This is a genomic window from Streptomyces sp. NPDC039609 (genome assembly GCF_055596705.1).
Window position 1 is genome coordinate 111,814 of the sequence record NZ_JBVIUJ010000007.1, and the last position, 21,951, is coordinate 133,764.

Consider the following 21,951-nt stretch of genomic DNA (forward strand, 5'->3'; position numbering starts at 1 on the left):
TCAGGCTCCTTGAGCATTGGGCGAGGTCTCTGCGGCCGGGCTCGTCTCGGCGGTGGACCCGCCCTTGTCGCCACGCAGCGCGTTCCGCAGCAGTTCATGCCAGCGCGGGCGCTTGCGCGGAGGCACGTGGTCCACGCCGCCGGGCGACCACGGATTGCACCGCAGGATGCGCCAGGCGGTCAGGGCTGTGCCCTTGATCGCGCCATGCCGGTCGATGGCCGTGAATCCATAGTGGGAACACGACGGGTAGTACCGGCAGACGGGCCCGAGGAGCGGGCTGATCGTCCACTGGTACAGCTTGATGAGAGCCAGCAGCGGGTACTTCATCGCGTGCCCCCTCCCAGGAGCCGCTGAAGAGCGGTGTCCAGGTCTCGGGCCAGCTGTGCGTGATCGGCGTCGCCGGCTCCGGGCAATGCCCGTACGACCACAAGGCTACCGGGGGGCAGCTCGGACAGTCGTTCGCGGACGAGATGGCGCAGGCGTCGCTTTACCTGGTTGCGTACGACGGCACCGCCCACGGCCTTGCTCACGACGAAACCCGCACGTGCCGGGGAAGCGCTCTCCCCAGGCGCGTGCGGGTTCGTTGCACCGCTGTTCAGGTGGACGACGAGGAGCGGGCGACCGGCCCGGCGCCCTCGGCGTACCGCGGTTGCGAAGTCCTCGCGCCGCCTCAGCCGATTCTCGGTAGGCAGCACGTCATGACCTGTTTAAGCGGATCAGGCGGACAGGCTCGAGCGACCCTTGGAACGGCGGTTCGCCAGGATGGCGCGACCGGCACGCGTACGCATCCGCAGGCGGAAGCCGTGGGTCTTGGCGCGGCGACGGTTGTTCGGCTGGAAGGTGCGCTTGCTCACTCGGGGGCTCCAGAAATGATTCGTAGATGGCGGGACATCGCCTGGCTGTCACCGTGCGCCCACGAGTAGCTCGCAATACGCCCGAGTGCACCGCTTCACGATCACAGACCGTGATCTTTGCCCATCGGAGGCAGGCGGCAGCAGCCATCGACAACTCGACCTGGTTACGGTACGCGCGGCTACGCCATCCGGTCAAACCGACCGATCACCGGGGTCCATTGTGCACAGGCTGTGGACAACAACTTGAACGAGGTCAGCCGCCGCGACTACCGTGGCTGGACTCCTCAATCTTTTTCCGTTCTGTCCTTACCTGTCCTCGACGGAACTTCGACCCACCGTCCCGAGAACCACACATTCGTGGGACCTGCGAGAAAGCGTGCCCTGTGGCTGACGTACCTGCCGATCTTGCCGCAGTGTGGCCACGCGTGCTCGAGCAGCTCCTCGGAGAAGGCCAGCAGGGCATCGAGCCCAAGGACAAGCAGTGGATCGAGCGCTGCCAGCCTCTCGCACTGGTCGCCGACACCGCACTGCTCGCCGTCCCCAACGAATGGGGCAAGCGGGTTCTCGAGGGACGCCTGGCTCCGCTGATCAGCGAGACCCTGAGCCGCGAGTGCGGCCGCCCGATCCGGATCGCGATCACCGTCGACGACTCGGTCGGCGAGCCGACCCCCCTCGCCCCTCCGGTCCAGCAGCCGCCGCGCTACGACGAGCGTCCGCCGGCGGAGCCGTACGACAAGTACGACGGCTACGGCCACCGGCCCATGCCCGACGACGGCCTGCCCACCGCACGCCCCGCCTACCCGGACTACCAGCAGCAGCGCCCCGACCCGGGCTCCTGGCCGCGCACCCAGGACGACCTGTCCTGGCAGCAGCCGCGGCTCGGCTCGTTCCAGGAGCGCGATCCGTACACGGGCCCGCGTACGCAGCAGCCCCAGCAGCCGCGGTACGACGAGCGTCCGCCCGGCTACGACCAGCCGCAGCGGCCGGAGCGGGCCGACCTGCCCGACTCTCCGCGTCAGGGCGGCGGCCCGGGTCACCGCCCCGGCGGCCCGGTGTCGGGTCCTGTGGGCGGTGGCGCCTCCGGGCAGGGGTCCGCGTCGGGGGCTCCCGGCGAGCAGCACGCGCGACTGAACCCCAAGTACCTCTTCGACACCTTCGTCATCGGTTCCTCGAACCGGTTCGCGCACGCCGCCGCCGTCGCGGTGGCCGAGGCTCCGGCGAAGGCGTACAACCCGCTCTTCATCTACGGGGAGTCGGGCCTCGGCAAGACGCATCTGCTGCATGCGATCGGGCACTACGCGCGGAGCCTGTACCCGGGCACGCGGGTGCGGTACGTGAGCTCGGAGGAGTTCACCAACGAGTTCATCAACTCGATCCGCGACGGCAAGGGCGACACCTTCCGCAAGCGGTACCGCGATGTGGACATCCTGCTGGTCGACGACATCCAGTTCCTCGCGAGCAAGGAGTCGACGCAGGAGGAGTTCTTCCACACCTTCAACACGCTCCACAACGCGAACAAGCAGATCGTGCTCTCCTCGGACCGGCCGCCCAAGCAGCTGATGACCCTGGAGGACCGGCTGCGCAACCGCTTCGAGTGGGGCCTGACCACCGATGTGCAGCCGCCGGAGCTGGAGACGCGGATCGCGATCCTGCGCAAGAAGGCGGTGCAGGAGCAGCTCAACGCGCCGCCGGAGGTACTGGAGTTCATCGCCTCACGGATCTCGCGGAACATCCGTGAGCTGGAGGGCGCGCTGATCCGCGTCACCGCTTTCGCCAGCCTCAACCGCCAGCCGGTGGACCTGGGGCTGACCGAGATCGTCCTCAAGGACCTGATCCCGGGCGGCGAGGACTCGGCGCCGGAGATCACGGCGCCGGCCATCATGGCGGCCACGGCCGACTACTTCGGGCTCACGGTGGAGGACCTCTGCGGGTCGTCGCGCAGCCGGGTCCTGGTGACGGCCCGCCAGATCGCCATGTATCTGTGCCGGGAGCTCACGGATCTGTCGCTGCCGAAGATCGGCGCGCAGTTCGGCGGCCGGGACCACACGACGGTGATGCACGCCGACCGGAAGATCCGCGCGCTGATGGCCGAGCGGCGCTCGATCTACAACCAGGTCACCGAGCTGACCAACCGCATCAAGAACGGCTGAGGCGGTCACTCGGACAGCTCGCGAACGCGGCTGAGAGCCGCTCCGCACCCTCCGAAGGGCGCTCCGGGACACCTCCCGGGGCGCCCTTCGGCGTTTCCCACACGGGTGTGCACAGCCGCGCTGTTCGAATCCTTGGAGCGGGTGGCATGTTCTCCACAGATTGGGGGATGATCTTCCGTCCACAGGGTGGGGACTGCCAAGTTATCCGGATCGCATCCACAGGCCATCCGGCTGAGGGGTCATCACTCCAGGTCAGATGGGTGTGGATTTGTTGGCAACCGTGATCCACAGGTTGTGGACGAATCTTTCGTCCACAGGGGGTTCTCTCAGTTGTCCACCGGCGGCCCACAGGCTGCCGTCAGTTGCCCACAGCTTCTCCACACCGCTGTCCACTGTTCGGCAACGAAACACCCGGCATCACCGCGTCGAGTGAAAGCGGTCACACCAAGGGAGACGATTGGGCTGTGGGGAACGTGGGTAAAGCTGGGGACAGCACTGGGGAGAACTCCAGGTTGCCTGTGTACCGGGTGTGCAGAACTTTCGGGTGTCCACAGAACACCCCAGTTGTCCACCGGGTCCACCCACAGGGGCAGTGGACAAAAAACCGGCGTTGACCTGCGCAGATGGCGTTATCCACGGTTTCCACAGGCCCTACTACTACTCCCACATAGAGTTAGCCCGGAATCCGCTTCGAAGTGGGACCTGTGCACAACTCGGCGCCGGAGCCTCGGCGGCCTCTTGTCGCGACTTGACCCCGAGCCGCACCGAGTGTCGGCGGCGTACGTCAGACTGGTTCCCGCAGTCGACGAAGAGCCAGCAACAGCAGGAGGCGGTTCCGGTGAAGATCCGGGTGGAGCGCGATGTACTCGCGGAGGCGGTGGCCTGGGTGGCCCGTAGCCTTCCGGCCCGTCCGCCGGCGCCCGTGCTCGCGGGCCTTCTGCTGAAGGCCGAGGACGGCGCGCTGAGCTTCTCGAGCTTCGACTACGAGGTCTCGGCCCGTGTCTCCGTCGAGGCGGAGGTCGAGGAGGACGGCACCGTCCTGGTCTCCGGCCGCCTGCTCGCCGACATCTGCCGCGCCCTCCCCAACCGCCCCGTCGAGATTTCCACAGACGGTGTACGGGCGACCGTGGTCTGCGGCTCCTCCCGCTTCACCCTCCACACCCTGCCTGTGGAGGAGTACCCGGCACTGCCGGAGATGCCCACCGCGACCGGCACCGTGCCCGGTGAGGTCTTCGCCTCCGCCGCCGCCCAGGTCGCCATCGCCGCGGGCCGCGACGACACGCTGCCGGTCCTCACCGGTGTCCGCATCGAGATCGAGGGCGACACGGTCACCCTGGCCTCCACCGACCGCTACCGCTTCGCGGTCCGCGAGTTCCTGTGGAAGCCGGAGTCCCCGGACGCCTCGGCCGTCGCCCTGGTGCCCGCCAAGACGCTCCTGGACACCGCCAAGGCGCTCACCAGCGGTGACACGGTCACCCTGGCGCTCTCCGGCTCCGGCAAGGGCGAGGGCCTGATCGGCTTCGAGGGCGCGGGCCGCCGCACCACCACCCGGCTGCTCGAGGGCGACCTGCCGAAGTACCGGACGCTGTTCCCCACCGAGTTCAACTCGGTCGCGGTGATCGAGACCGCCCCGTTCGTCGAGGCCGTCAAGCGTGTGGCCCTGGTGGCCGAGCGCAACACCCCGGTCCGGCTCAGCTTCGAGCAGGGCGTGCTGATCCTGGAGGCCGGCTCCAGCGACGATGCACAGGCTGTGGAGCGTGTGGACGCGCAGCTGGAGGGCGACGACATCTCGATCGCCTTCAACCCGACCTTCCTGCTGGACGGCCTGAGCGCGATCGACTCCCCGGTCGCCCAGCTCTCGTTCACGACGTCCACGAAGCCCGCGCTGCTGAGCGGCAAGCCGGCCGTCGACGCCGAGGCGGACGAGGCGTACAAGTACCTGATCATGCCGGTTCGTCTGAGCGGCTGACAGCTCATGGGTGGGCGTCGACTGAGCGGCTGACCCCACAGGTGTGCACCGGGGTCCGGGCGTAGGCTCGGACCCGGGTAAACCGCACACGACGCTTAAGGAATCTCTGATGGAGCTCGGTCTCGTCGGTCTCGGCAAGATGGGCGGCAACATGCGCGAGCGCATCCGCCGCGCAGGCCACACCGTCATCGGATACGACCGCAACCCGGACCTCGCCGATGTCCACAGCCTCGAAGAGCTTGTGGGCAAGCTCAAGGGTCCGCGCGTCGTGTGGGTCATGGTCCCGGCGGGTGCCGCGACCCAGTCCACCATCGACGAGCTGGCGGAGCTGCTCTCCCCCGGCGACATCGTCGTGGACGGCGGGAACTCCCGCTGGACCGACGACGAGAAGCACGCCGAGGAGCTCGCGGCCAAGGGCATCGGCTTCGTCGACTGCGGCGTCTCCGGCGGTGTCTGGGGCCTGGAGAACGGCTACGCGCTGATGTACGGCGGCGACGCCGAGCACGTGGCGCGGGTCCAGCCGATCTTCGACGCGCTCAAGCCCGAGGGCGAGTTCGGCTCGGTGCACGCGGGCAAGGTCGGCGCGGGTCACTTCGCGAAGATGGTCCACAACGGCATCGAGTACGCCATGATGCAGGCGTACGCCGAGGGCTGGGAGCTCCTGGAGAAGGTCGACTCCGTCACGGACGTGCGCGAGGTCTTCCGCTCCTGGCAGGAGGGCACGGTCATCCGTTCCTGGCTGCTGGACCTGGCGGTCAACGCGCTGGACGAGGACGAGCACCTGGACGAGCTCCGCGGCTTCGCGCAGGACTCCGGCGAGGGCCGCTGGACGGTGGAGGCCGCGATCGACAACGCGGTGCCGCTGCCCGCGATCACCGCCTCGCTGTTCGCGCGGTTCGCCTCGCGTCAGGACGACTCCCCGCAGATGAAGATGATCGCCGCGCTGCGCAACCAGTTCGGTGGCCACGCGGTCGAGTCCAAGAAGTAATCCACAGGCTGTGCACCCCTCGGTGCACAGCAGCCGGGGGAAGGTCGGCGTACACCATGCATGTCACGCATCTGTCGCTGGCCGACTTCCGCTCCTACGCCCGGGTCGAGGTCCCGCTCGATCCGGGCGTCACGGCTTTCGTGGGCGCCAACGGCCAGGGCAAGACCAATCTGGTCGAGGCCGTCGGCTATCTCGCCACCCTCGGCAGCCACCGCGTCGCCTCGGACGCCCCGCTGGTTCGGATGGGAGCGGACCGGGCGATCATCCGCGCCGCGGTCACCCAGGGCGAGCGCTCCCAGCTGGTCGAGCTGGAGCTCAACCCGGGCCGGGCCAACCGTGCCCGTATCAACAGGTCCTCGCAGGTCAGGCCGCGTGACGTCCTGGGGATCGTACGGACCGTGCTGTTCGCTCCGGAGGATCTGGCCCTGATCAAGGGTGATCCGGGGGAGCGCCGGCGCTTCCTCGACGAGCTGATCACGGCGCGCGCGCCGCGCATGGCGGGTGTGCGCTCCGACTACGAGCGGGTGCTCAAGCAGCGCAACACCCTGCTGAAGTCCGCCGCGATGGCACGGCGGCACGGCGGCCGTGGCATGGACCTGTCAACGTTGGATGTGTGGGACCAGCATCTGGCGCGCGCGGGCGCCGAGCTTCTGGCGCAGCGGCTGGATCTGATCGCCGTACTGCAACCGCTGGCCGACAAGGCGTACGAGCAGCTGGCGCCGGGTGGCGGACCGATTCTGCTGGAGTACCGGCCGTCCGCGCCGGGCCCCGGACACACCCGTGAGGAGCTGTACGAACAGCTGATCTCCGCGCTCGCGGAGGTGCGCAAGCAGGAGATCGAGCGCGGCGTGACGCTGGTCGGGCCGCACCGGGACGAGCTGCTGCTCAAGCTCGGCGATCTGCCGGCGAAGGGGTACGCGAGTCACGGGGAGTCCTGGTCGTACGCGCTGGCGCTGCGGCTGGCCTCCTACGACCTGCTGCGGGCCGAGGGGAACGAGCCGGTGCTCGTCCTCGACGACGTCTTCGCGGAGCTGGACGCTCGGCGCCGGGAGCGGCTCGCGGAGCTGGTGGCTCCGGGCGAGCAGGTGCTGGTGACGGCGGCGGTGGACGACGACGTGCCGGGGGTGCTGGCGGGGGTCCGGTACTCCGTCGCGGGGGGTTCGGTGGAGAGGCTGTGAGGTCGTGAGCGAGAACGAGAGCCCCCAGGCCCAGATCCCTCAGGCCGGGGTTCCCCAGGCCCCCAAGGCGGCCGAGCCGTCGGGTGTGGATCTCGCGCGGGTCGCGCTGCGTGCGGCGAAGGAGCAGGCGAGGGCGCGGGGCGCCGCGGCGCAGCAGAAGAAGCAGGCCCGGCGGGGCGGCGGGCTGCGCTCGGGTGCCCACGCCGACGGGCGCGACCCGGTCGGGCTCGGCGCCGCGATCAACCGGCTCATCACCGAGCGCGGCTGGGAGACGCCGGCGGCGGTGGGCGGGGTCATGGGGCGCTGGCCGCAGATCGTGGGCGAGGACCTGGCGAAGCACTGCGTCCCGCTGAAGTACGACGAGGCGCCGGAGGAGCGGGTGCTGACCGTGCAGTGCGACTCGACGGCGTGGGCGACACAGCTTCGGCTGTTGGCGCCGAGGCTGGTGGCGCGTCTGAACGAGGACCTGGGGCACGGGACGGTGCGGGTGATCAAGGTCCTGGGGCCGGGTGGTCCGCGCAAGGGGTACGGGCCGTTGCGGGCGCCCGGGTCCGTGGGGCCTGGGGACACGTACGGCTGACGTTGCCTGCGGCGTGCGGGCACCCCAGGGTGCCGTGGCGCGGGGCCCTGGCGCGGGCAGCGCGTTAGTGGGTTGTGCCCCCTCCCCCGGACTTCGTCCAGGGGGACCCCCAGCCCTGTGGAACGTATGCCCACAACGGTCTCCACGACGACGCCCACACCGGGTCACCTCCCGAAGCGCTGGGTGGCCGTCAGAGCCCTTTGGAGCCCCTCCCTGGATATGGGGAGTCGTCTCGCTCCCGCCCAGGGCGGCACATGCGGACTCAGGTACCGGCAAACCCCCATTCGTGTCGGCGCTACCGGTAGACTGGTAGACAATCCCGCCACCCCGCGGAACAAGTCGAACGACGCAGCCGCTCCCGTATGCCCGGAGAACGGCCTGTGCTGTGCCAGAAAGGGCGCTTCGTGGCCGATTCCGGCAACCCCAACGAGAACATTCCGTCCGCCAACGCTGCGTCGTACGACGCCAGCGCGATCACCGTCCTCGAGGGTCTGGACGCGGTCCGCAAGCGACCCGGCATGTACATCGGGTCGACCGGTGAGCGCGGACTGCACCACATGGTGCAGGAGGTCGTCGACAACTCCGTCGACGAGGCCCTGGCCGGCCATGCGGACACCATTGACGTGACGATCCTGGCCGACGGCGGCGTCCGCGTCGTCGACAACGGCCGCGGCATCCCCGTCGGCATCGTCCCCTCCGAGGGCAAGCCGGCCGTCGAGGTCGTGCTGACGGTCCTCCACGCGGGCGGCAAGTTCGGCGGCGGCGGCTACGCGGTCTCCGGCGGTCTGCACGGCGTCGGCGTCTCCGTCGTCAACGCCCTCTCCACCAAGGTCTCGGTGGAGATCAAGACCGACGGCCACCGCTGGACGCAGGACTACAAGATGGGCGTCCCGACCGCGCCCCTCGCGCAGCACGAGGAGACCGACGAGACCGGTACCTCGGTCACGTTCTGGTCCGACCCGGACATCTTCGAGACGACCGAGTACTCCTTCGAGACGCTCTCGCGCCGCTTCCAGGAGATGGCGTTCCTCAACAAGGGCCTCACCATCGCCCTCACCGACGAGCGCGAGTCCGCGAAGGCGACCGTCGGCGCCGACGACCCGGACGCCGAGGCGGCCGCCGAGCCCACCGCGCGCACGGTGAAGTACCACTACGAGGGCGGCATCGTCGACTTCGTGAAGTACCTCAACTCGCGCAAGGGCGAGCTGATCCACCCGACCGTCATCGACGTCGAGGCCGAGGACAAGGAGCGCACGCTCTCGGTCGAGATCGCGATGCAGTGGAACTCGCAGTACAGCGAGGGTGTGTACTCCTTCGCGAACACGATCCACACGCATGAGGGCGGTACGCACGAGGAGGGCTTCCGGGCCGCGCTGACGGGCCTGGTGAACCGCTACGCGCGGGACAAGAAGCTGCTGCGCGAGAAGGACGACAACCTCACGGGTGAGGACATCCGCGAGGGTCTGACGGCGATCATCTCGATCAAGCTGGGCGAGCCGCAGTTCGAGGGCCAGACGAAGACGAAGCTGGGCAACACGGAGGCCAAGACCTTCGTCCAGAAGATCGTCCACGAGCACCTCAACGACTGGTTCGACCGCAACCCGGTCGAGGCCGCGGACATCATCCGCAAGTCGATCCAGGCGGCCACCGCGCGCGTGGCGGCCCGCAAGGCGCGCGACCTGACCCGACGCAAGGGTCTGCTGGAGTCGGCGTCCCTCCCGGGCAAGCTGAGCGACTGCCAGTCGAACGACCCCACCAAGTGCGAGATCTTCATCGTCGAGGGTGACTCCGCCGGCGGCTCGGCCAAGTCCGGCCGTAACCCGATGTACCAGGCCATCCTGCCGATCCGCGGCAAGATCCTGAACGTCGAGAAGGCGCGGATCGACAAGATCCTGCAGAACACCGAGGTCCAGGCGCTGATCTCGGCCTTCGGCACCGGAGTCCACGAGGACTTCGACATCGAGAAGCTCCGCTATCACAAGATCATTCTGATGGCGGACGCCGACGTCGACGGCCAGCACATCAACACGCTGCTGCTGACCTTCCTCTTCCGCTTCATGCGTCCGCTGGTCGAGGCCGGTCACGTCTACCTCTCCCGCCCGCCGCTCTACAAGATCAAGTGGGGCCGGGACGACTTCGAGTACGCGTACTCGGACCGCGAGCGCGACGCGCTGGTCGAGCTGGGCAAGCGGAACGGCAAGCGGATCAAGGAAGACTCGATCCAGCGCTTCAAGGGTCTGGGCGAGATGAACGCCGAGGAGCTGCGCGTCACCACGATGGACGTGGACCACCGTGTCCTCGGCCAGGTGACCCTGGACGACGCGGCCCAGGCGGACGACCTGTTCTCGGTGCTGATGGGTGAGGACGTCGAGGCCCGGCGTTCGTTCATCCAGCGCAACGCCAAGGACGTTCGCTTCCTCGACATCTGAGTCGGTCTCAGCTGACCGTACGAAAGGACTGACGACCAGCAATGGCCGACGAGAACCCCCCTGTGACCACTGAAGAAGAAGAGCCGGTGCTGCGCATCGAGCCGGTCGGGCTCGAGACCGAGATGCAGCGCTCGTACCTCGACTACGCGATGTCCGTCATCGTGTCGCGTGCGCTGCCCGACGTCCGGGACGGCCTCAAGCCCGTGCACCGGCGCGTGCTGTACGCGATGTACGACGGCGGCTACCGGCCCGAGAAGGGCTTCTACAAGTGCGCCCGCGTCGTCGGCGACGTCATGGGTACGTACCACCCGCACGGCGACTCCTCCATCTACGACGCGCTCGTCCGCCTGGCCCAGCCCTGGTCGATGCGGATGCCGCTGGTGGACTCCAACGGCAACTTCGGTTCCCCGGGCAACGACCCGGCCGCCGCCATGCGGTACACCGAGTGCAAGCTGATGCCGCTGTCGATGGAGATGCTCCGGGACATCGACGAGGAGACCGTCGACTTCCAGGACAACTACGACGGCCGCAACCAGGAGCCGACGGTTCTGCCGGCGCGTATCCCCAACCTGCTGATCAACGGCTCGGCCGGTATCGCGGTCGGTATGGCGACCAACATCCCGCCGCACAACCTGCGCGAGGTCGCGGCCGGTGCCCAGTGGGCGCTGGAGCACCCTGAGGCCAGCCACGAGGAGCTCCTCGACGCGCTCATCGAGCGGATCAAGGGCCCGGACTTCCCGACCGGTGCGCTGGTCGTGGGCCGCAAGGGCATCGAGGAGGCGTACCGCACCGGCCGTGGCTCGATCACGATGCGCGCGGTCGTCGAGGTGGAGGAGATCCAGAACCGCCAGTGCCTGGTGGTCACGGAGCTCCCCTACCAGGTGAACCCGGACAACCTGGCGCAGAAGATCGCCGACCTGGTGAAGGACGGCAAGGTCGGCGGCATCGCCGACGTCCGCGACGAGACCTCGTCCCGTACCGGCCAGCGGCTCGTCATCGTGCTCAAGCGCGACGCCGTCGCCAAGGTCGTCCTCAACAACCTGTACAAGCACACCGATCTGCAGACGAACTTCGGCGCGAACATGCTGGCGCTCGTCGACGGTGTGCCGCGCACGCTCTCGCTGGACGCGTTCATCCGCCACTGGGTGACGCACCAGATCGAGGTCATCGTGCGCCGGACCCGCTTCCGGCTGCGCAAGGCCGAGGAGCGTGCGCACATCCTGCGCGGTCTGCTGAAGGCGCTGGACGCGATCGACGAGGTCATCGCGCTCATCCGCCGCAGCGACACGGTCGAGGTCGCGCGCGAGGGCCTGATGGGCCTGCTGCAGATCGACGAGATCCAGGCCAACGCCATCCTCGAGATGCAGCTGCGCCGGCTCGCCGCCCTGGAGCGGCAGAAGATCGTCGCCGAGCACGACGAGCTCCAGGCGAAGATCAACGAGTACAACGCGATCCTCGCCTCCGAGGAGCGTCAGCGTCAGATCGTCAGCGAGGAGCTGGCGCTGATCGTCGAGAAGTTCGGCGACGACCGCCGCTCCAAGCTGGTGCCCTTCGACGGTGACATGTCCATCGAGGACCTGATCGCCGAGGAGGACATCGTCGTCACCATCACGCGTGGCGGCTATGTGAAGCGGACGAAGACCGAGGACTACCGCTCGCAGAAGCGCGGCGGCAAGGGCGTGCGCGGTACGAAGCTGAAGCAGGACGACATCGTCGACCACTTCTTCGTCTCCACGACCCACCACTGGCTGCTCTTCTTCACCAACAAGGGCCGGGTCTACCGGGCCAAGGCGTACGAGCTTCCGGACGCCGGCCGGGACGCGCGCGGTCAGCACGTCGCCAACCTGCTGGCCTTCCAGCCGGACGAGCAGATCGCCGAGATCCTGGCGATCCGCGACTACGAGGCCGCGCCGTACCTGGTGCTCGCCACCAAGGCCGGTCTGGTGAAGAAGACCGCGCTGAAGGACTACGACTCGCCGCGTTCCGGTGGTGTCATCGCGATCAACCTCCGGGAGACCGAGGACGGCGGCGACGACGAGCTGATCGGTGCCGAGCTGGTGTCGGCGGAGGACGATCTGCTGCTCATCAGCAAGAAGGCGCAGTCGATCCGGTTCACCGCGACGGACGACGCGCTCCGTCCCATGGGACGGGCGACGTCCGGCGTCAAGGGCATGAGTTTCCGCGAGGGCGACGAGCTGCTCTCGATGAATGTCGTCAGGCCGGGTACGTTCGTCTTCACCGCCACCGACGGTGGGTACGCGAAGCGGACCAACGTCGACGAGTACCGCGTCCAGGGTCGTGGTGGCCTCGGTATCAAGGCCGCCAAGATCGTGGAGGACCGCGGCTCGCTCGTGGGCGCGCTGGTGGTCGAGGAGACGGATGAGATCCTCGCCATCACGCTGTCCGGCGGTGTGATTCGTACGCGCGTCAACGAAGTCAGGGAGACCGGCCGTGACACCATGGGCGTCCAGCTGATCAACCTGGGCAAGCGCGATGCCGTCGTCGGCATCGCACGGAACGCCGAGGCGGGCAGCGAGGCCGAAGAGGTCGAAGCTGCCGCTGACGGCGATGGCGTCGAGGCCGCGATCGCGGTCGAGGCAGCCGAGGGCACCCAGCCCTCGGCCGGGGAGCACGAGGAGTAGAGCGTGAGTGGATCCACGGGCGCCGGTTCGGCGGCTGCCGGAGCTTCTGCTGGAGCGAACGGTGCCCGTGGTTCCGCCACGGACTCCCAGGGGGTTGCGGTGACGGACACCCGAGGGCAGGGGCCCTCGTACGAGACGTACAACGGGCCGCTGCCCGGCGATCGCGCGGGAGCGCAGCAGCCGAGCGGGCCCTACCACCCGCCGCAGGCGTACGGTGCTCAGGCGCCGGCCGCCGGCACGGGTGGTCAGAACACCGGTGCGGTGCGCCGTCCGCGTACGGGGGCCCGCACCACGCCCCGTACGCGCAAGGCGCGGCTGCGGGTGGCGAAGGCCGACCCGTGGTCGGTGATGAAGGTGAGCTTCCTTCTCTCCATCGCGCTGGGCGTCTGCACGGTCGTGGCCGCCTCGGTGCTGTGGATGGTCATGGACGCCATGGGCGTCTTCTCGACCGTCGGCGGCACGATCAGCGAGGCGACGGGCTCGAACGAGTCCAACGGCTTCGATCTGCAGTCGTTCCTCTCGCTGCCGCGCGTACTCATGTTCACCTCGGTGATCGCCGTGATCGACGTGGTCCTGATGACCGCGCTGGCGACCCTCGGGGCGTTCATCTACAACCTGTCCGCCGGTTTCGTGGGCGGCGTGGAGCTGACGCTGGCCGAGGACGAGTAGCGCCGCGGTGGGGGCCGAGGAACCGATTTTGGGACTGGCCCCCACGTGCGCTAATCTTCAGGAGTCAGCGCGCGGGACACACACCGCAGAGCGCGGCGGGGCTATAGCTCAGTTGGTTAGAGCGCATCCCTGATAAGGATGAGGCCACAGGTTCAAATCCTGTTAGCCCCACAGCATGAAGACCCCCAACCGGTCACGGTTGGGGGTCTTCGGTATGTATGGCGGCAGGTCGCCGGATGGAGCGGGGCCGGCCGAACGGAGTGGACATGGATGGCGCGGGAAGCCCGGTGGGGACCCTCAAGGCCGAGGCCAAGGGTGGCCAAGGCGTGGGGGCTGTGGGTGCCGGCCGTTCTGTTCATGCTCGATGGCCCCGGTGGGCAGTGGGGCGTCTGGGAGACCGTCAAGGCGGTCATCTTCTGGCTGTGGACGGCATGGAACGTCTGGTTGACCGTCCCCTTCGTGTTCCGCCTCCTCAAGCGCATGCCGGGAAGGCCCGGAGGCTCCCGGCGGAGGGCGGGGGAAGTCGAACCGGTCAGGTCGACGTCGATGGTCGCCCCGCTCCGGTCCGATGGGGACGGAGCCGCAGGTTGACCTCCTGGTGGCCCTCCAGCGTCGATCGGCCCGGACGGTTCACCCGTTCGGGCCGATTGCATTTCACGCCACAGGCCCTGCCTAGGTCACCGATCGGTATCGGTCGGTGTGTAGAGTGGGCGTCAGAAGTCTCCTACGTCAACGAAAGACGAGGTCGCGCGGTGAAGAAGCTTCTCCTGGTCGCACTGGCCGCCATCGGCGGGCTCCTCGTGTACCGCCAGATCCAGGCGGATCGCGCCGAGCAGGATCTGTGGACGGAGGCGACCGACTCCGTGCCCGCAGGTTCGGGTGTCTGAGTCGCACATTGTCTGAGGGTGAAGCCCCGGCCGCGTTCGAGCGGCCGGGGCTTCGCGCTGTTTCAGGACCGTGACACCGCCCCTCTTGAGTTCGCCTACGCAAATCACTAGGTTGCAAGAGCAAAGTTGAGTGATCGCGGTCAAGGGGGGCGATGGCATGAGAGTGCGACGTACAGCGACCGGCTGGGTGGTGGGGGCTTTGCTCGCCCTGCTGCTCGCGCCGGCACCGGGAGCGGCCGCGGCCGAGGGGGAGGCGTCGGGGGCCGGCAGCCTGGTGATGGTGCTCGACTCGTCCGGCTCCATGGGCGACGACGACGGCTCGGGACGTACGAGGATGGAGGCGGCGCGCACCGCCGTGGGGACCGTCGTCGACGGCCTGCCCGACCGGCATCCCACCGGACTGCGGGTCTACGGCGCCGACCGGCCCCAGGGATGCACGGACACCCGGCTCGTCCGGCCCGTCGCGCCGCTGGACCGGGCCGGGCTCAAGGCCGCCGTCGCGGCGCTGAAGGCCACCGGGGACACCCCTATCGGGCTCTCGCTCCAGAAGGCCGCCCAGGACCTTCCCGGGCCCTCCGGCGGAACGATCGCCACGCGCACGATCCTGCTGATCTCCGACGGCGAGGACACCTGCGGCACTCCCAAGCCCTGCGAGGTCGCCGCCCAGCTCGCCAAGGACGGCATCGGACTGCGGATCGACACCGTCGGCTTCCAGGTGAAGGGCGCGGCGCGCAAGCAGCTGGAGTGCATCGCCGAGGCGGGCAACGGCCGTTACTACGACGCGCCCGACGCCGACGCGCTCGCCCGCCAGCTCCAGCGGGCCGCACGGCTCTCGGCGGACGGCTACCGGCTGCGGGGCGAGCAGATCGCGGGCACCCCGACGAGCGACCGGGCGCCCGCACTCGTGCCGGGGCAGTACCTGGACACCATCGGGCCCGGTGAGAAGCGGTACTACGCCGTCGACGTGGACGACGTCTCGACGGTGGATCTCTCGGCGACGGCCGTGCCGCAGCCCGGAGCGGCCGTGGACACCGTCGACAAGCTGAGCACCGCCCTCGTCTACGCCCACGCCGGCGGTGAGGGCAACTGCGCGACCGACAGCGAGATCTTTCACCAGAACGAGGGAGCCGTCCCGCTCACTTCGGCCGTCTCCCGCATCCCCACCGAGAAGCGGTACTCGACCTGCGACAAGGCGGGCCGCTACTGGTTCGTCATCGAGCGCACCAGCAAGCCCGACTCGGACGCGGCCCGCTGGCCGCTGGAGCTGGTCCTCGGCGTCGAGAAGCCGCTGCGGGCCGGAGTCACCCCGGCGCAGTCGCAGCCGGAGTACGGAGCCGGCGGCAAGGAGGCCGTCCTGCCCACCGGCGATCCGAAGGACGTCCGCGGCGGGACCGGCTTCAACGACGCCCGGGAGCTCGGGCGGGGCGTCTGGCGCGACCGGCTCCTGCCCTCGCAGACCCTCTGGTACAAGGTGCCGGTCGGCTGGGGACAGCAGCTGCGCTACGACGTCGAGTTCGCCAACGAGCCCACCGTCGACGGCTCTTCGTCGGTGAGGTCGTACGGCGGCACGCAGGTCTACACACCCGCACGCCACCCCGTCGGCGGCGGGACCGGAGAGTTCGGCTCCCAGACCACGTACGACGGCCGTCCCACCGCGCTGAGCATGGGTACGGTGCCCGTCGCCTGGACCAACCGGTATGAGAGCAACGCCAACGTCGTCCCGGTGCACACCACCGGCGGCTTCTACATCGCCGTCACGCTCGGCGCCGAGGCCGCCGAGATCGCCCGGAACCCGCAGATCGCCATGGTCCTGCGGGTCGCGGTCCTCGGCGAGGAGCTGACCGGGCCGGAACACGGCGCGGCGCCGGTGGCCGGAAAGACCGACAACCAGGGCGAATCGTCCGCGCGCGCAGACAGCGGAGGGACGGGCGGGGCAGGATGGACCGTCACCGGGGCCGCCGGGGCGGCGGGCGGCGCCGTCGTACTGATCGCGGCGGCGGTGTTCGTTGTGAAGCGGGTACGGGGCGGGACGGCTACGGACACGAGGAGAGGCGCGTGAACAGGCGCGTGAAGAGGCAGCGCGGGAGGATGCGGGCGGCCGGGTCCCTGGTCGCGGCGGCGGGTGCGGCGGCGGTGTTCACGGCCGCGGTGCTGCCGGGCGCGGCATGGGCGGCCGGCGAGGACCCGTACGCCTTCGACGGTGGCGCCACGCAGGTCAAGGGCGCCGCATCCAGCCTGGACGCCCAGCAGTTGAAGGCCGGGCAGAGCTACCACGACAGCATCAAGAAGGACGGCAAGCTCTACTACCGGGTCGATCTGGACGCGAAACAGAACGCGTACGTGTCGGTCGTCGCCGTCCCCAAGGCCGGCGGCAAGGTGGAGTACGGCGACGGCATCAAAGTCAGCCTGCAGGACGGCTCCAACGCGCAGTGCGGCTACCAGGACACGGCGTTCGGGTCCGCCGGGTTCACCCGGCCCATCACCGCCTACGCCCACCGCACGATCGAGGCCGACAGCTCGACCTGTCAGCAGGCGGGCGCCTACTACGTGCTGGTCGAGCGGACCTCCAAGGCCGTCTCCACGCCCGACGACTGGGAACTGGAGATCCGGTACCTCACCGAGCCCGGGGTGAAGCAGACCGGGCCCACCGAGCTGCCCGAGAACTGGCCCTCCTCCTCGCCCCCGCCGCCCGCCGGCGGACCGCAGAAGCGGCAGGGCGCCGCGGGCTTCCACGACGCCACCTCGCTGAAGCAGGGCGAGTGGCGTGCCGACATCAAGCCCGGGCAGACGCTCTTCTACCGGGTCCCCGTCGACTGGGGGCAGCAGCTCTTCGCCACCGCGGAGCTCGGCAGCAGCCCCTCGGGCGCCACGACGTATGTGAGCAACGCGCTGGTCCTGTCGCTCGACAACCCGGCCCGCGGCCATGTCGACGAGGACACCCTCAGCTACGACGGCAAGCAGGCGACGCTCGCTCTCGACCCGCACCGGCCGGTCGCCTTCGAGAACCGTTACTCCTCCAACAGCTACACCAACGCGCTGCGGTTCGCGGGCTGGTACTACCTGTCGGCCACGCTCAGCCCGGAGGTCGCCAAGGAGTACGGCGACAAGCCGGTGCCGCTGACCCTGCGGGTGAACGTCTCCGGCACGGCGAAGGCGGGTCCTGCTTACGACGGGGACGCGGGCGTCTTCAAGGTCACCGACGACGACCGGGACGCGGCGGCCAGCGGTGCGAGCGGGCCGCAGGCGCAGAAGAACGACAGCATGGCCTTGGTCGCGGCGGCCGGGATCGGTGCCGGAACCGTACTGATCGTCGGGCTCGGCCTGTGGACGCTCGCCGGGCGGCGCCGGGCGGCGCGGGCGACGCCGCAGGACGGGCCGCCGCAGTTCGGGCCGCCGACGGCCTGGTAGGCCGGGGCCGCCCGGTCGGCGGGGCGGGCTCGCCGACCGGGTCCGGCCGGTCAGGTCTGGGTGAGTGCCCAGATGCCGACGGCGAAGCAGATCAGCGCGACGACCAGAACCGGGATCGCCACCTTCGGGGGCGGTCCCGGTCGCTTTGCCGGGACCGGGGCGGCGGAAGCGGCCCGCGCGGGAACCTGATGGGCGTGAGCGGTGTATTGACGAGTGGAGGCTTGATTGAACGACACCGCGGCCGTCGGGGCCTGGGCGAAGTCCGGCGCGGCGGGATGGGGGGAGGCCGCATGCGCGGAAGGGGCGGTGACCGGGGGCTGCGTGGGGGCGGCGACCGGCTGAGGGGGCGGGGACAGGTGGAAGCTGCCCGTCTCGGAGGGGCTCGGCGTCGGCACGGGCTGCTGTGGCTGGGCCTGGCCCTCTGTCTGCGGCTGTGTATGAGGCTGTACGGAGGCGGGGGTGGCCGCGGGCTGGGCCGGGGCCTGGGGCTCCGGGCCGTTCGGGCCGAATCCGGCGGGCAGCGGGCCGATCTGGTCGAAGACCTCGACCGGCTCCTCGTCCGGGCGGGCCTCGGGCAGCATCTCGATCGCCGAGGTCAGCGCCTTGCGCACGCCCGTCGCCGTCTTGAAGCGGGCCTGCGGGTCCGGCTGGAGCAGGCCCGCGAGCACCTGCCACAGCGGCTCCGGAATGCCTTCCGGCGCTCCCGGGGTCCCGTGCGCCATGAAGTACTCGATCAGGGCACGGGAATCGGGCTTCTGGCCCTGGAGCAGATAGAGCGCGACCAGGCCGACCGCGAAGAGGTCGGCCGGGAAGTCCGGCTCCGCGCCCAGCATCTGCTCGGGAGCGAAGTAACCGGGCGTACCCACCACGTAGTTGGTTTCGGTCAGGCGGGGTTCGCCCTTGCGCATCGAGATGCCGAAATCGGACAGCCGCAGATGCGGCCGCCCGGCTCCGGTGACGTCGAGCAGGATGTTCGCCGGCTTGATGTCGCGGTGCACGACCCCCTCCGCGTGCACCGCGGCAAGTCCGGAGAGCAGCTGGTCCAGCAGGGTGCAGACGAAGCGCGGCGGCAGCGGACCGTAGTCCCCGATCACGTGCGCCAGAGACCCGCCGGCCACCAGATCCATGGTGAACAGCACCTTGTCGTCGTCCGCGGCCCAGCTGGCCGGGGCGAGGACATGGGGGTGATCGATCCTGAGCGCCTGCTCCCGGACGAAGCGGAGCAGTGTGTGGGCGTCGCTCTGCTGGAGCACCTTGGCCGCCACATAGCGGCGGCGTCGATGGTCCCAGGCGCGCCACACCGCGCCGACGCCACCGCGTCCGATCGGGTCGATCAGCTCGTACCGACCAGCGAAGACCTCACCCATTGCGCTGCGCCCGCTCCCCGTCGTGCCGTCTCGTTCTGCCGCCTGTGCCGAACCCGGCTGCTCTACGTCAGTTCTGGTGCGACTCGTAGTGCGCGACCGCGTCCGCGGTGCGCCCGGCGCCGTACACCCGGAGGAACTCTGCCAGTTCCGGGTGGGCCGGGGCGAGGGAGTCGGCCGCATCGATGATGTCGCCGGCCGCCGCGACCGAGCGCAGCAGCGACTGGATCTCGCGCACCACGCGGCGCACGGTCGGCGCGCCCGAGCTGGTCGTGGTCTGGCTGGTGCCGGTCAGCACGGAGCCGCCCTGGGACTTCTTGATCTCGTCCATGCGGTCGGTGGCCTCGGCCGCGCTGACGCTGCCGTCCGCGACCAGCCCGGCGAGCTCCTGAAGGGCCTGGACACGCTGCACGACGGCCGGGTTGCCGATCTTGGCCCGCTGGCCGCTCATCAGCTGGGAGAGCATGGGCGCCGAAAGACCGAGCACGGCCGCGAGCCGTGCCTGATTGAGCCCGAGATCGTCGATCAGGCGACGGAAGAGCGCCCCCAGTGGCTCTCCGTACCAACTGCGCTGAAGCTCTCTGGCTCTTGCCGTGGCTTCCTGCTGCGCTGTGTCCATTGCTTCTCCCCATCCCTGCGGTTCGCCACTGCGAACCTCGATCAGCATCTTACGGAGCGTGGTCGCCGACGGGGAGTCCCAATCCTTTTGCGGGAATGAGGGGGTGACCCGGTACTCTGTTCTCGTTCCGGGGCCTTAGCTCAGTTGGTAGAGCGCTGTCTTTGCATGGCAGATGTCAGGGGTTCGACTCCCCTAGGCTCCACTCCCCGAATGCCCTCTGACCTGCGGAAACGCGGTGTCGGGGGGCATTTTTCGGTGTGTGAGGCCGGTGCGCCCGACCCAGGAGGCGCCGGGGAGTCGGTGCGGCGCCGAGGGGGACAGGTCGGCAGTCGACGGATTGGCCCAAGCCCAGGGCCTCGTAATGGACCTGTCAGGCTGGGCCACGGACTCCTAGCGTCGTGTCCATGCCGAACACCTCTTTCCGGGCTCCGCGGGCCTCCCGGGCTCCCCGAGCGCTCCTTCTCGCCCAGTTGAGCAACTCGATCGGCGACGGCGCCTTCTACGTCTCCTCGGCGCTCTACTTCACCCGGATCGTCGGTCTCTCCGCCGCGCAGATCGGTATCGGCCTCACGCTCGCCTGGGCCGTCGGCTCGGTCGCGGGCGTCGCGCTCGGACACCTCGCCGACCGGCGCGGACCGCGCGGGACCGCCGTCCTGCTCGCGCTCGCCACCGCGGCGGCCGTCGGATCGTTCCTCTTCATCCGCTCCCTCCTGGCTTTCATGATCGTGGCCGCGGTGTACTCCACGGCCCAGAGCGGCCTCGCCGCCGCCCGCCAGGCGCTGCTCGCCGGTCTGGTCGAGCCCTCGGCCCGTACGGAGGTCCTGGCCAAGCTGCAGTCCACCCTCAACGCCGGCCTCGCCGTCGGCGCCGGGATCGGTGGACTCGCCCTGCACGCCGGCACCCGCACCGCCTACCTGTCCGTCTTCGCGCTGGACGCGGCCGGCTTCCTGCTCTGCGCACTGGTGCTGCGCGGACTGCCGTCGGTGCCCGCCACCCCGGCGGCGACCGGCGGAGAACCGCGCCTCGCGGTGCTCCGCGATCGCCCGTACGCGCTGCTCACCTTCCTCAACGCGTTGCTGCTCCTGCGGCTCCCGTTGCTCAGCCTCGCCCTGCCGCTGTGGATCGTGGAGCGCACGTCGGCGCCCGGCTGGGTCGTCTCGGCGCTGTTCGTCCTCAACACCGCGGCCGTGATGCTCTTCCAGGTACGGACGGCCAGGTCGGTGACCGGGCTTCCGCAGGCCACGCGCGCGGTGGGCCGGTCCGGCGTCGTCATGCTCGCCTCCTGCGCCGTGTTCGCGGTGACGGCGGCAGGCCTCGGGCCGTGGACGACCGTCGCCGTGCTCGCCCTCGGCGCGGCGCTCCAGGTCGCCGCGGAGATGCGTCACTCCGCCGGTTCCTGGCAGATCGGCTTCGCCCTCGCCCCGGCCGGCCGGATCGGCCAGTACCAGGGCTTCTACGGCACCGGTGTCCCGGTCGCGCGGACGCTGGGCCCGCTGCTCGTCACCACGCTCCTGGTGACCTGGGGCGTGCCCGGCTGGCTGGTGCTCGGCGGGATCTTCCTGGCCGCCTCGGCGGCGACGAAGCCCGCGGTCCGGTGGGCCGAGAAGGCGCGCGCGCAGGCGACCGCCACCGACGAGGCCACAGAGCTCGTGGGAGTCCGCTGAGCCGTACGGGTGGTGTTCATCGGAAGAACTGCGCGGTGACGGCGTCGCTCCGAGAAATCGAGGCGCCCGTCCACATCATGAGGAAGGTACGAAAAGCGCGCAAATCGAAATGCACCATCCGAGAACGTCACGAAAGCGAGGGGCCATGGCCACCGCCAAGGTCAAGCAGTTCTGGACCGCCTTCATCTCCGTACTCTTCGCCCTGCTCGCCTCCGTCGGCCTGGCGTCCACCGCCACCGCCGCGCAGGCTCCCGCCGTTCAGCAGCCGGAGGAGCCGGCCTCGGCCGCCACCGCCGCTGCGCGCACCCAGGCCGTCGTACCGGCACAGCGGGCGGCGCATCAGTGGCCCTGGGTCCGCGACCGCTCCCTGCCGCCCACCATCAAGCAGCGCATCGGCGCCGAGGCGCACAACTCCTCGCCCTCCGTCCGCCACCTGGCCGCCGACGCCGCGGACGAGACGACGCTCGCGGACCAGACGGAGCTGACGGACATCGCGCTCGCCGCGAAGGCGTAGGGCGCAGGGAGTTCGTGCTCCCCGTGCCCCACGACC

Annotated in this window: 18 protein-coding genes and 2 tRNA genes; 15 read left to right on the forward strand and 5 right to left on the reverse strand. The window is 69.6% G+C overall.

All coding sequences use genetic code 11. The features are described 5' to 3' along the window. Genes yidD through rpmH form a run of 3 tightly spaced genes read right to left on the reverse strand, consistent with a single transcriptional unit; the run spans window position 1 to window position 854 of the window. Window positions 1-327 carry a membrane protein insertion efficiency factor YidD gene (gene yidD, locus ACZ561_RS21645; RefSeq protein ID WP_137994568.1) on the reverse strand — a complete coding sequence of 109 codons (327 nt, stop codon included), beginning with the start codon at window positions 325-327 and terminating at the stop codon, window positions 1-3. Beyond that, window positions 324-695 (reverse strand): ribonuclease P protein component, encoded by a 372-nt coding sequence (gene rnpA / locus ACZ561_RS21650; RefSeq protein WP_376439037.1) that lies wholly within the window; start codon window positions 693-695, stop codon window positions 324-326. The genes yidD and rnpA overlap by 4 nt, the downstream gene beginning before the upstream one ends. A gap of 21 nt (window positions 696-716) precedes the next feature. Beyond that, complete coding sequence (gene rpmH, locus ACZ561_RS21655) at window positions 717-854, reverse strand: 50S ribosomal protein L34 (RefSeq protein ID WP_060891143.1); 138 nt, start codon at window positions 852-854, stop codon at window positions 717-719. 383 nt (window positions 855-1,237) lie between these two features. Here rpmH and dnaA point away from each other — a divergent pair, with 383 nt between their 5' ends. From dnaA to ACZ561_RS21715, 12 genes are all read left to right on the forward strand, one after another. After that, window positions 1,238-3,004, forward strand: a complete 1,767-nt coding sequence (dnaA, locus tag ACZ561_RS21660; RefSeq protein ID WP_376439033.1) for a chromosomal replication initiator protein DnaA — start codon at window positions 1,238-1,240, stop codon at window positions 3,002-3,004. An 838-nt stretch (window positions 3,005-3,842) separates the two neighbouring features. Beyond that, window positions 3,843-4,973: a DNA polymerase III subunit beta gene (gene dnaN / locus ACZ561_RS21665; RefSeq protein ID WP_030205035.1), complete on the forward strand. Its 1,131-nt coding sequence runs from the start codon at window positions 3,843-3,845 to the stop codon at window positions 4,971-4,973. 109 nt (window positions 4,974-5,082) lie between these two features. Then, complete coding sequence (gene gnd, locus ACZ561_RS21670; protein ID WP_376439029.1) at window positions 5,083-5,961, forward strand: phosphogluconate dehydrogenase (NAD(+)-dependent, decarboxylating); 879 nt, start codon at window positions 5,083-5,085, stop codon at window positions 5,959-5,961. Between the two features lie 56 nt (window positions 5,962-6,017). Then, window positions 6,018-7,139, forward strand: coding sequence for a DNA replication/repair protein RecF (gene recF, locus ACZ561_RS21675; protein WP_470997488.1), 1,122 nt, complete (start codon window positions 6,018-6,020; stop codon window positions 7,137-7,139). Window positions 7,140-7,173: 34 nt separating this feature from the next. Further along, the gene (locus ACZ561_RS21680; protein ID WP_470998529.1) at window positions 7,174-7,719 is read left to right on the forward strand and encodes a DciA family protein; all 546 of its coding nucleotides are present in this window, start codon (window positions 7,174-7,176) and stop codon (window positions 7,717-7,719) included. 380 nt (window positions 7,720-8,099) lie between these two features. Next, entirely contained in the window at window positions 8,100-10,148 is a 2,049-nt protein-coding gene (gyrB, locus tag ACZ561_RS21685) for a DNA topoisomerase (ATP-hydrolyzing) subunit B (RefSeq protein ID WP_470997491.1), read from the forward strand. 41 nt (window positions 10,149-10,189) lie between these two features. Further along, window positions 10,190-12,790 (forward strand): DNA gyrase subunit A, encoded by a 2,601-nt coding sequence (gyrA, locus tag ACZ561_RS21690; protein ID WP_470997494.1) that lies wholly within the window; start codon window positions 10,190-10,192, stop codon window positions 12,788-12,790. A 99-nt stretch (window positions 12,791-12,889) separates the two neighbouring features. After that, window positions 12,890-13,459, forward strand: a complete 570-nt coding sequence (locus ACZ561_RS21695; RefSeq protein WP_470997497.1) for a DUF3566 domain-containing protein — start codon at window positions 12,890-12,892, stop codon at window positions 13,457-13,459. A gap of 97 nt (window positions 13,460-13,556) precedes the next feature. Next, a tRNA-Ile gene (locus ACZ561_RS21700) sits at window positions 13,557-13,630 on the forward strand. Window positions 13,631-14,211: 581 nt separating this feature from the next. Beyond that, on the forward strand, window positions 14,212-14,346 hold the full coding sequence (locus ACZ561_RS21705) for a DLW-39 family protein (protein WP_003958712.1): 135 nt from the start codon (window positions 14,212-14,214) through the stop codon (window positions 14,344-14,346). Between the two features lie 157 nt (window positions 14,347-14,503). Then, window positions 14,504-16,405 carry a vWA domain-containing protein gene (locus ACZ561_RS21710; protein ID WP_470997500.1) on the forward strand — a complete coding sequence of 634 codons (1,902 nt, stop codon included), beginning with the start codon at window positions 14,504-14,506 and terminating at the stop codon, window positions 16,403-16,405. 8 nt (window positions 16,406-16,413) lie between these two features. Continuing rightward, window positions 16,414-17,754 (forward strand): hypothetical protein, encoded by a 1,341-nt coding sequence (locus ACZ561_RS21715; RefSeq protein WP_470998532.1) that lies wholly within the window; start codon window positions 16,414-16,416, stop codon window positions 17,752-17,754. Window positions 17,755-17,804: 50 nt separating this feature from the next. On the opposite strand, the gene ACZ561_RS21720 is transcribed toward ACZ561_RS21715, so the two are convergent. Together ACZ561_RS21720 and ACZ561_RS21725 are read right to left on the reverse strand one after the other, a co-directional pair. Further along, the gene (locus tag ACZ561_RS21720; RefSeq protein WP_470997503.1) at window positions 17,805-19,121 is read right to left on the reverse strand and encodes a serine/threonine-protein kinase; all 1,317 of its coding nucleotides are present in this window, start codon (window positions 19,119-19,121) and stop codon (window positions 17,805-17,807) included. Window positions 19,122-19,188: 67 nt separating this feature from the next. Beyond that, the gene (locus ACZ561_RS21725) at window positions 19,189-19,737 is read right to left on the reverse strand and encodes a helix-turn-helix domain-containing protein (RefSeq protein ID WP_329118492.1); all 549 of its coding nucleotides are present in this window, start codon (window positions 19,735-19,737) and stop codon (window positions 19,189-19,191) included. A gap of 129 nt (window positions 19,738-19,866) precedes the next feature. Between ACZ561_RS21725 and ACZ561_RS21730 the strand changes: the two genes are divergently transcribed. The 3 genes from ACZ561_RS21730 (at window position 19,867) to ACZ561_RS21740 (ending at window position 21,915) form a co-directional block, all read left to right on the forward strand. Further along, window positions 19,867-19,939 (forward strand) — tRNA-Ala (locus tag ACZ561_RS21730). A 202-nt stretch (window positions 19,940-20,141) separates the two neighbouring features. Beyond that, window positions 20,142-21,401 carry an MFS transporter gene (locus ACZ561_RS21735; RefSeq protein WP_470997506.1) on the forward strand — a complete coding sequence of 420 codons (1,260 nt, stop codon included), beginning with the start codon at window positions 20,142-20,144 and terminating at the stop codon, window positions 21,399-21,401. Between the two features lie 145 nt (window positions 21,402-21,546). Next, entirely contained in the window at window positions 21,547-21,915 is a 369-nt protein-coding gene (locus ACZ561_RS21740) for a DUF6344 domain-containing protein (protein WP_470997509.1), read from the forward strand. Window positions 21,916-21,951 lie beyond the last annotated feature (36 nt).

Coding starts and splice junctions, on each gene's coding strand:
- gyrA (WP_470997494.1), top strand. CDS start 10,190: ATGGCCGACGAGAACCCCCCTGTGACCACTGAAGAAGAAGAGCCGGTG.
- ACZ561_RS21720 (WP_470997503.1), bottom strand. CDS start 19,121: ATGGGTGAGGTCTTCGCTGGTCGGTACGAGCTGATCGACCCGATCGGA.
- ACZ561_RS21725 (WP_329118492.1), bottom strand. CDS start 19,737: ATGGACACAGCGCAGCAGGAAGCCACGGCAAGAGCCAGAGAGCTTCAG.
- yidD (WP_137994568.1), bottom strand. CDS start 327: ATGAAGTACCCGCTGCTGGCTCTCATCAAGCTGTACCAGTGGACGATC.
- ACZ561_RS21735 (WP_470997506.1), top strand. CDS start 20,142: ATGCCGAACACCTCTTTCCGGGCTCCGCGGGCCTCCCGGGCTCCCCGA.
- ACZ561_RS21740 (WP_470997509.1), top strand. CDS start 21,547: ATGGCCACCGCCAAGGTCAAGCAGTTCTGGACCGCCTTCATCTCCGTA.
- recF (WP_470997488.1), top strand. CDS start 6,018: ATGCATGTCACGCATCTGTCGCTGGCCGACTTCCGCTCCTACGCCCGG.
- gnd (WP_376439029.1), top strand. CDS start 5,083: ATGGAGCTCGGTCTCGTCGGTCTCGGCAAGATGGGCGGCAACATGCGC.
- ACZ561_RS21710 (WP_470997500.1), top strand. CDS start 14,504: ATGAGAGTGCGACGTACAGCGACCGGCTGGGTGGTGGGGGCTTTGCTC.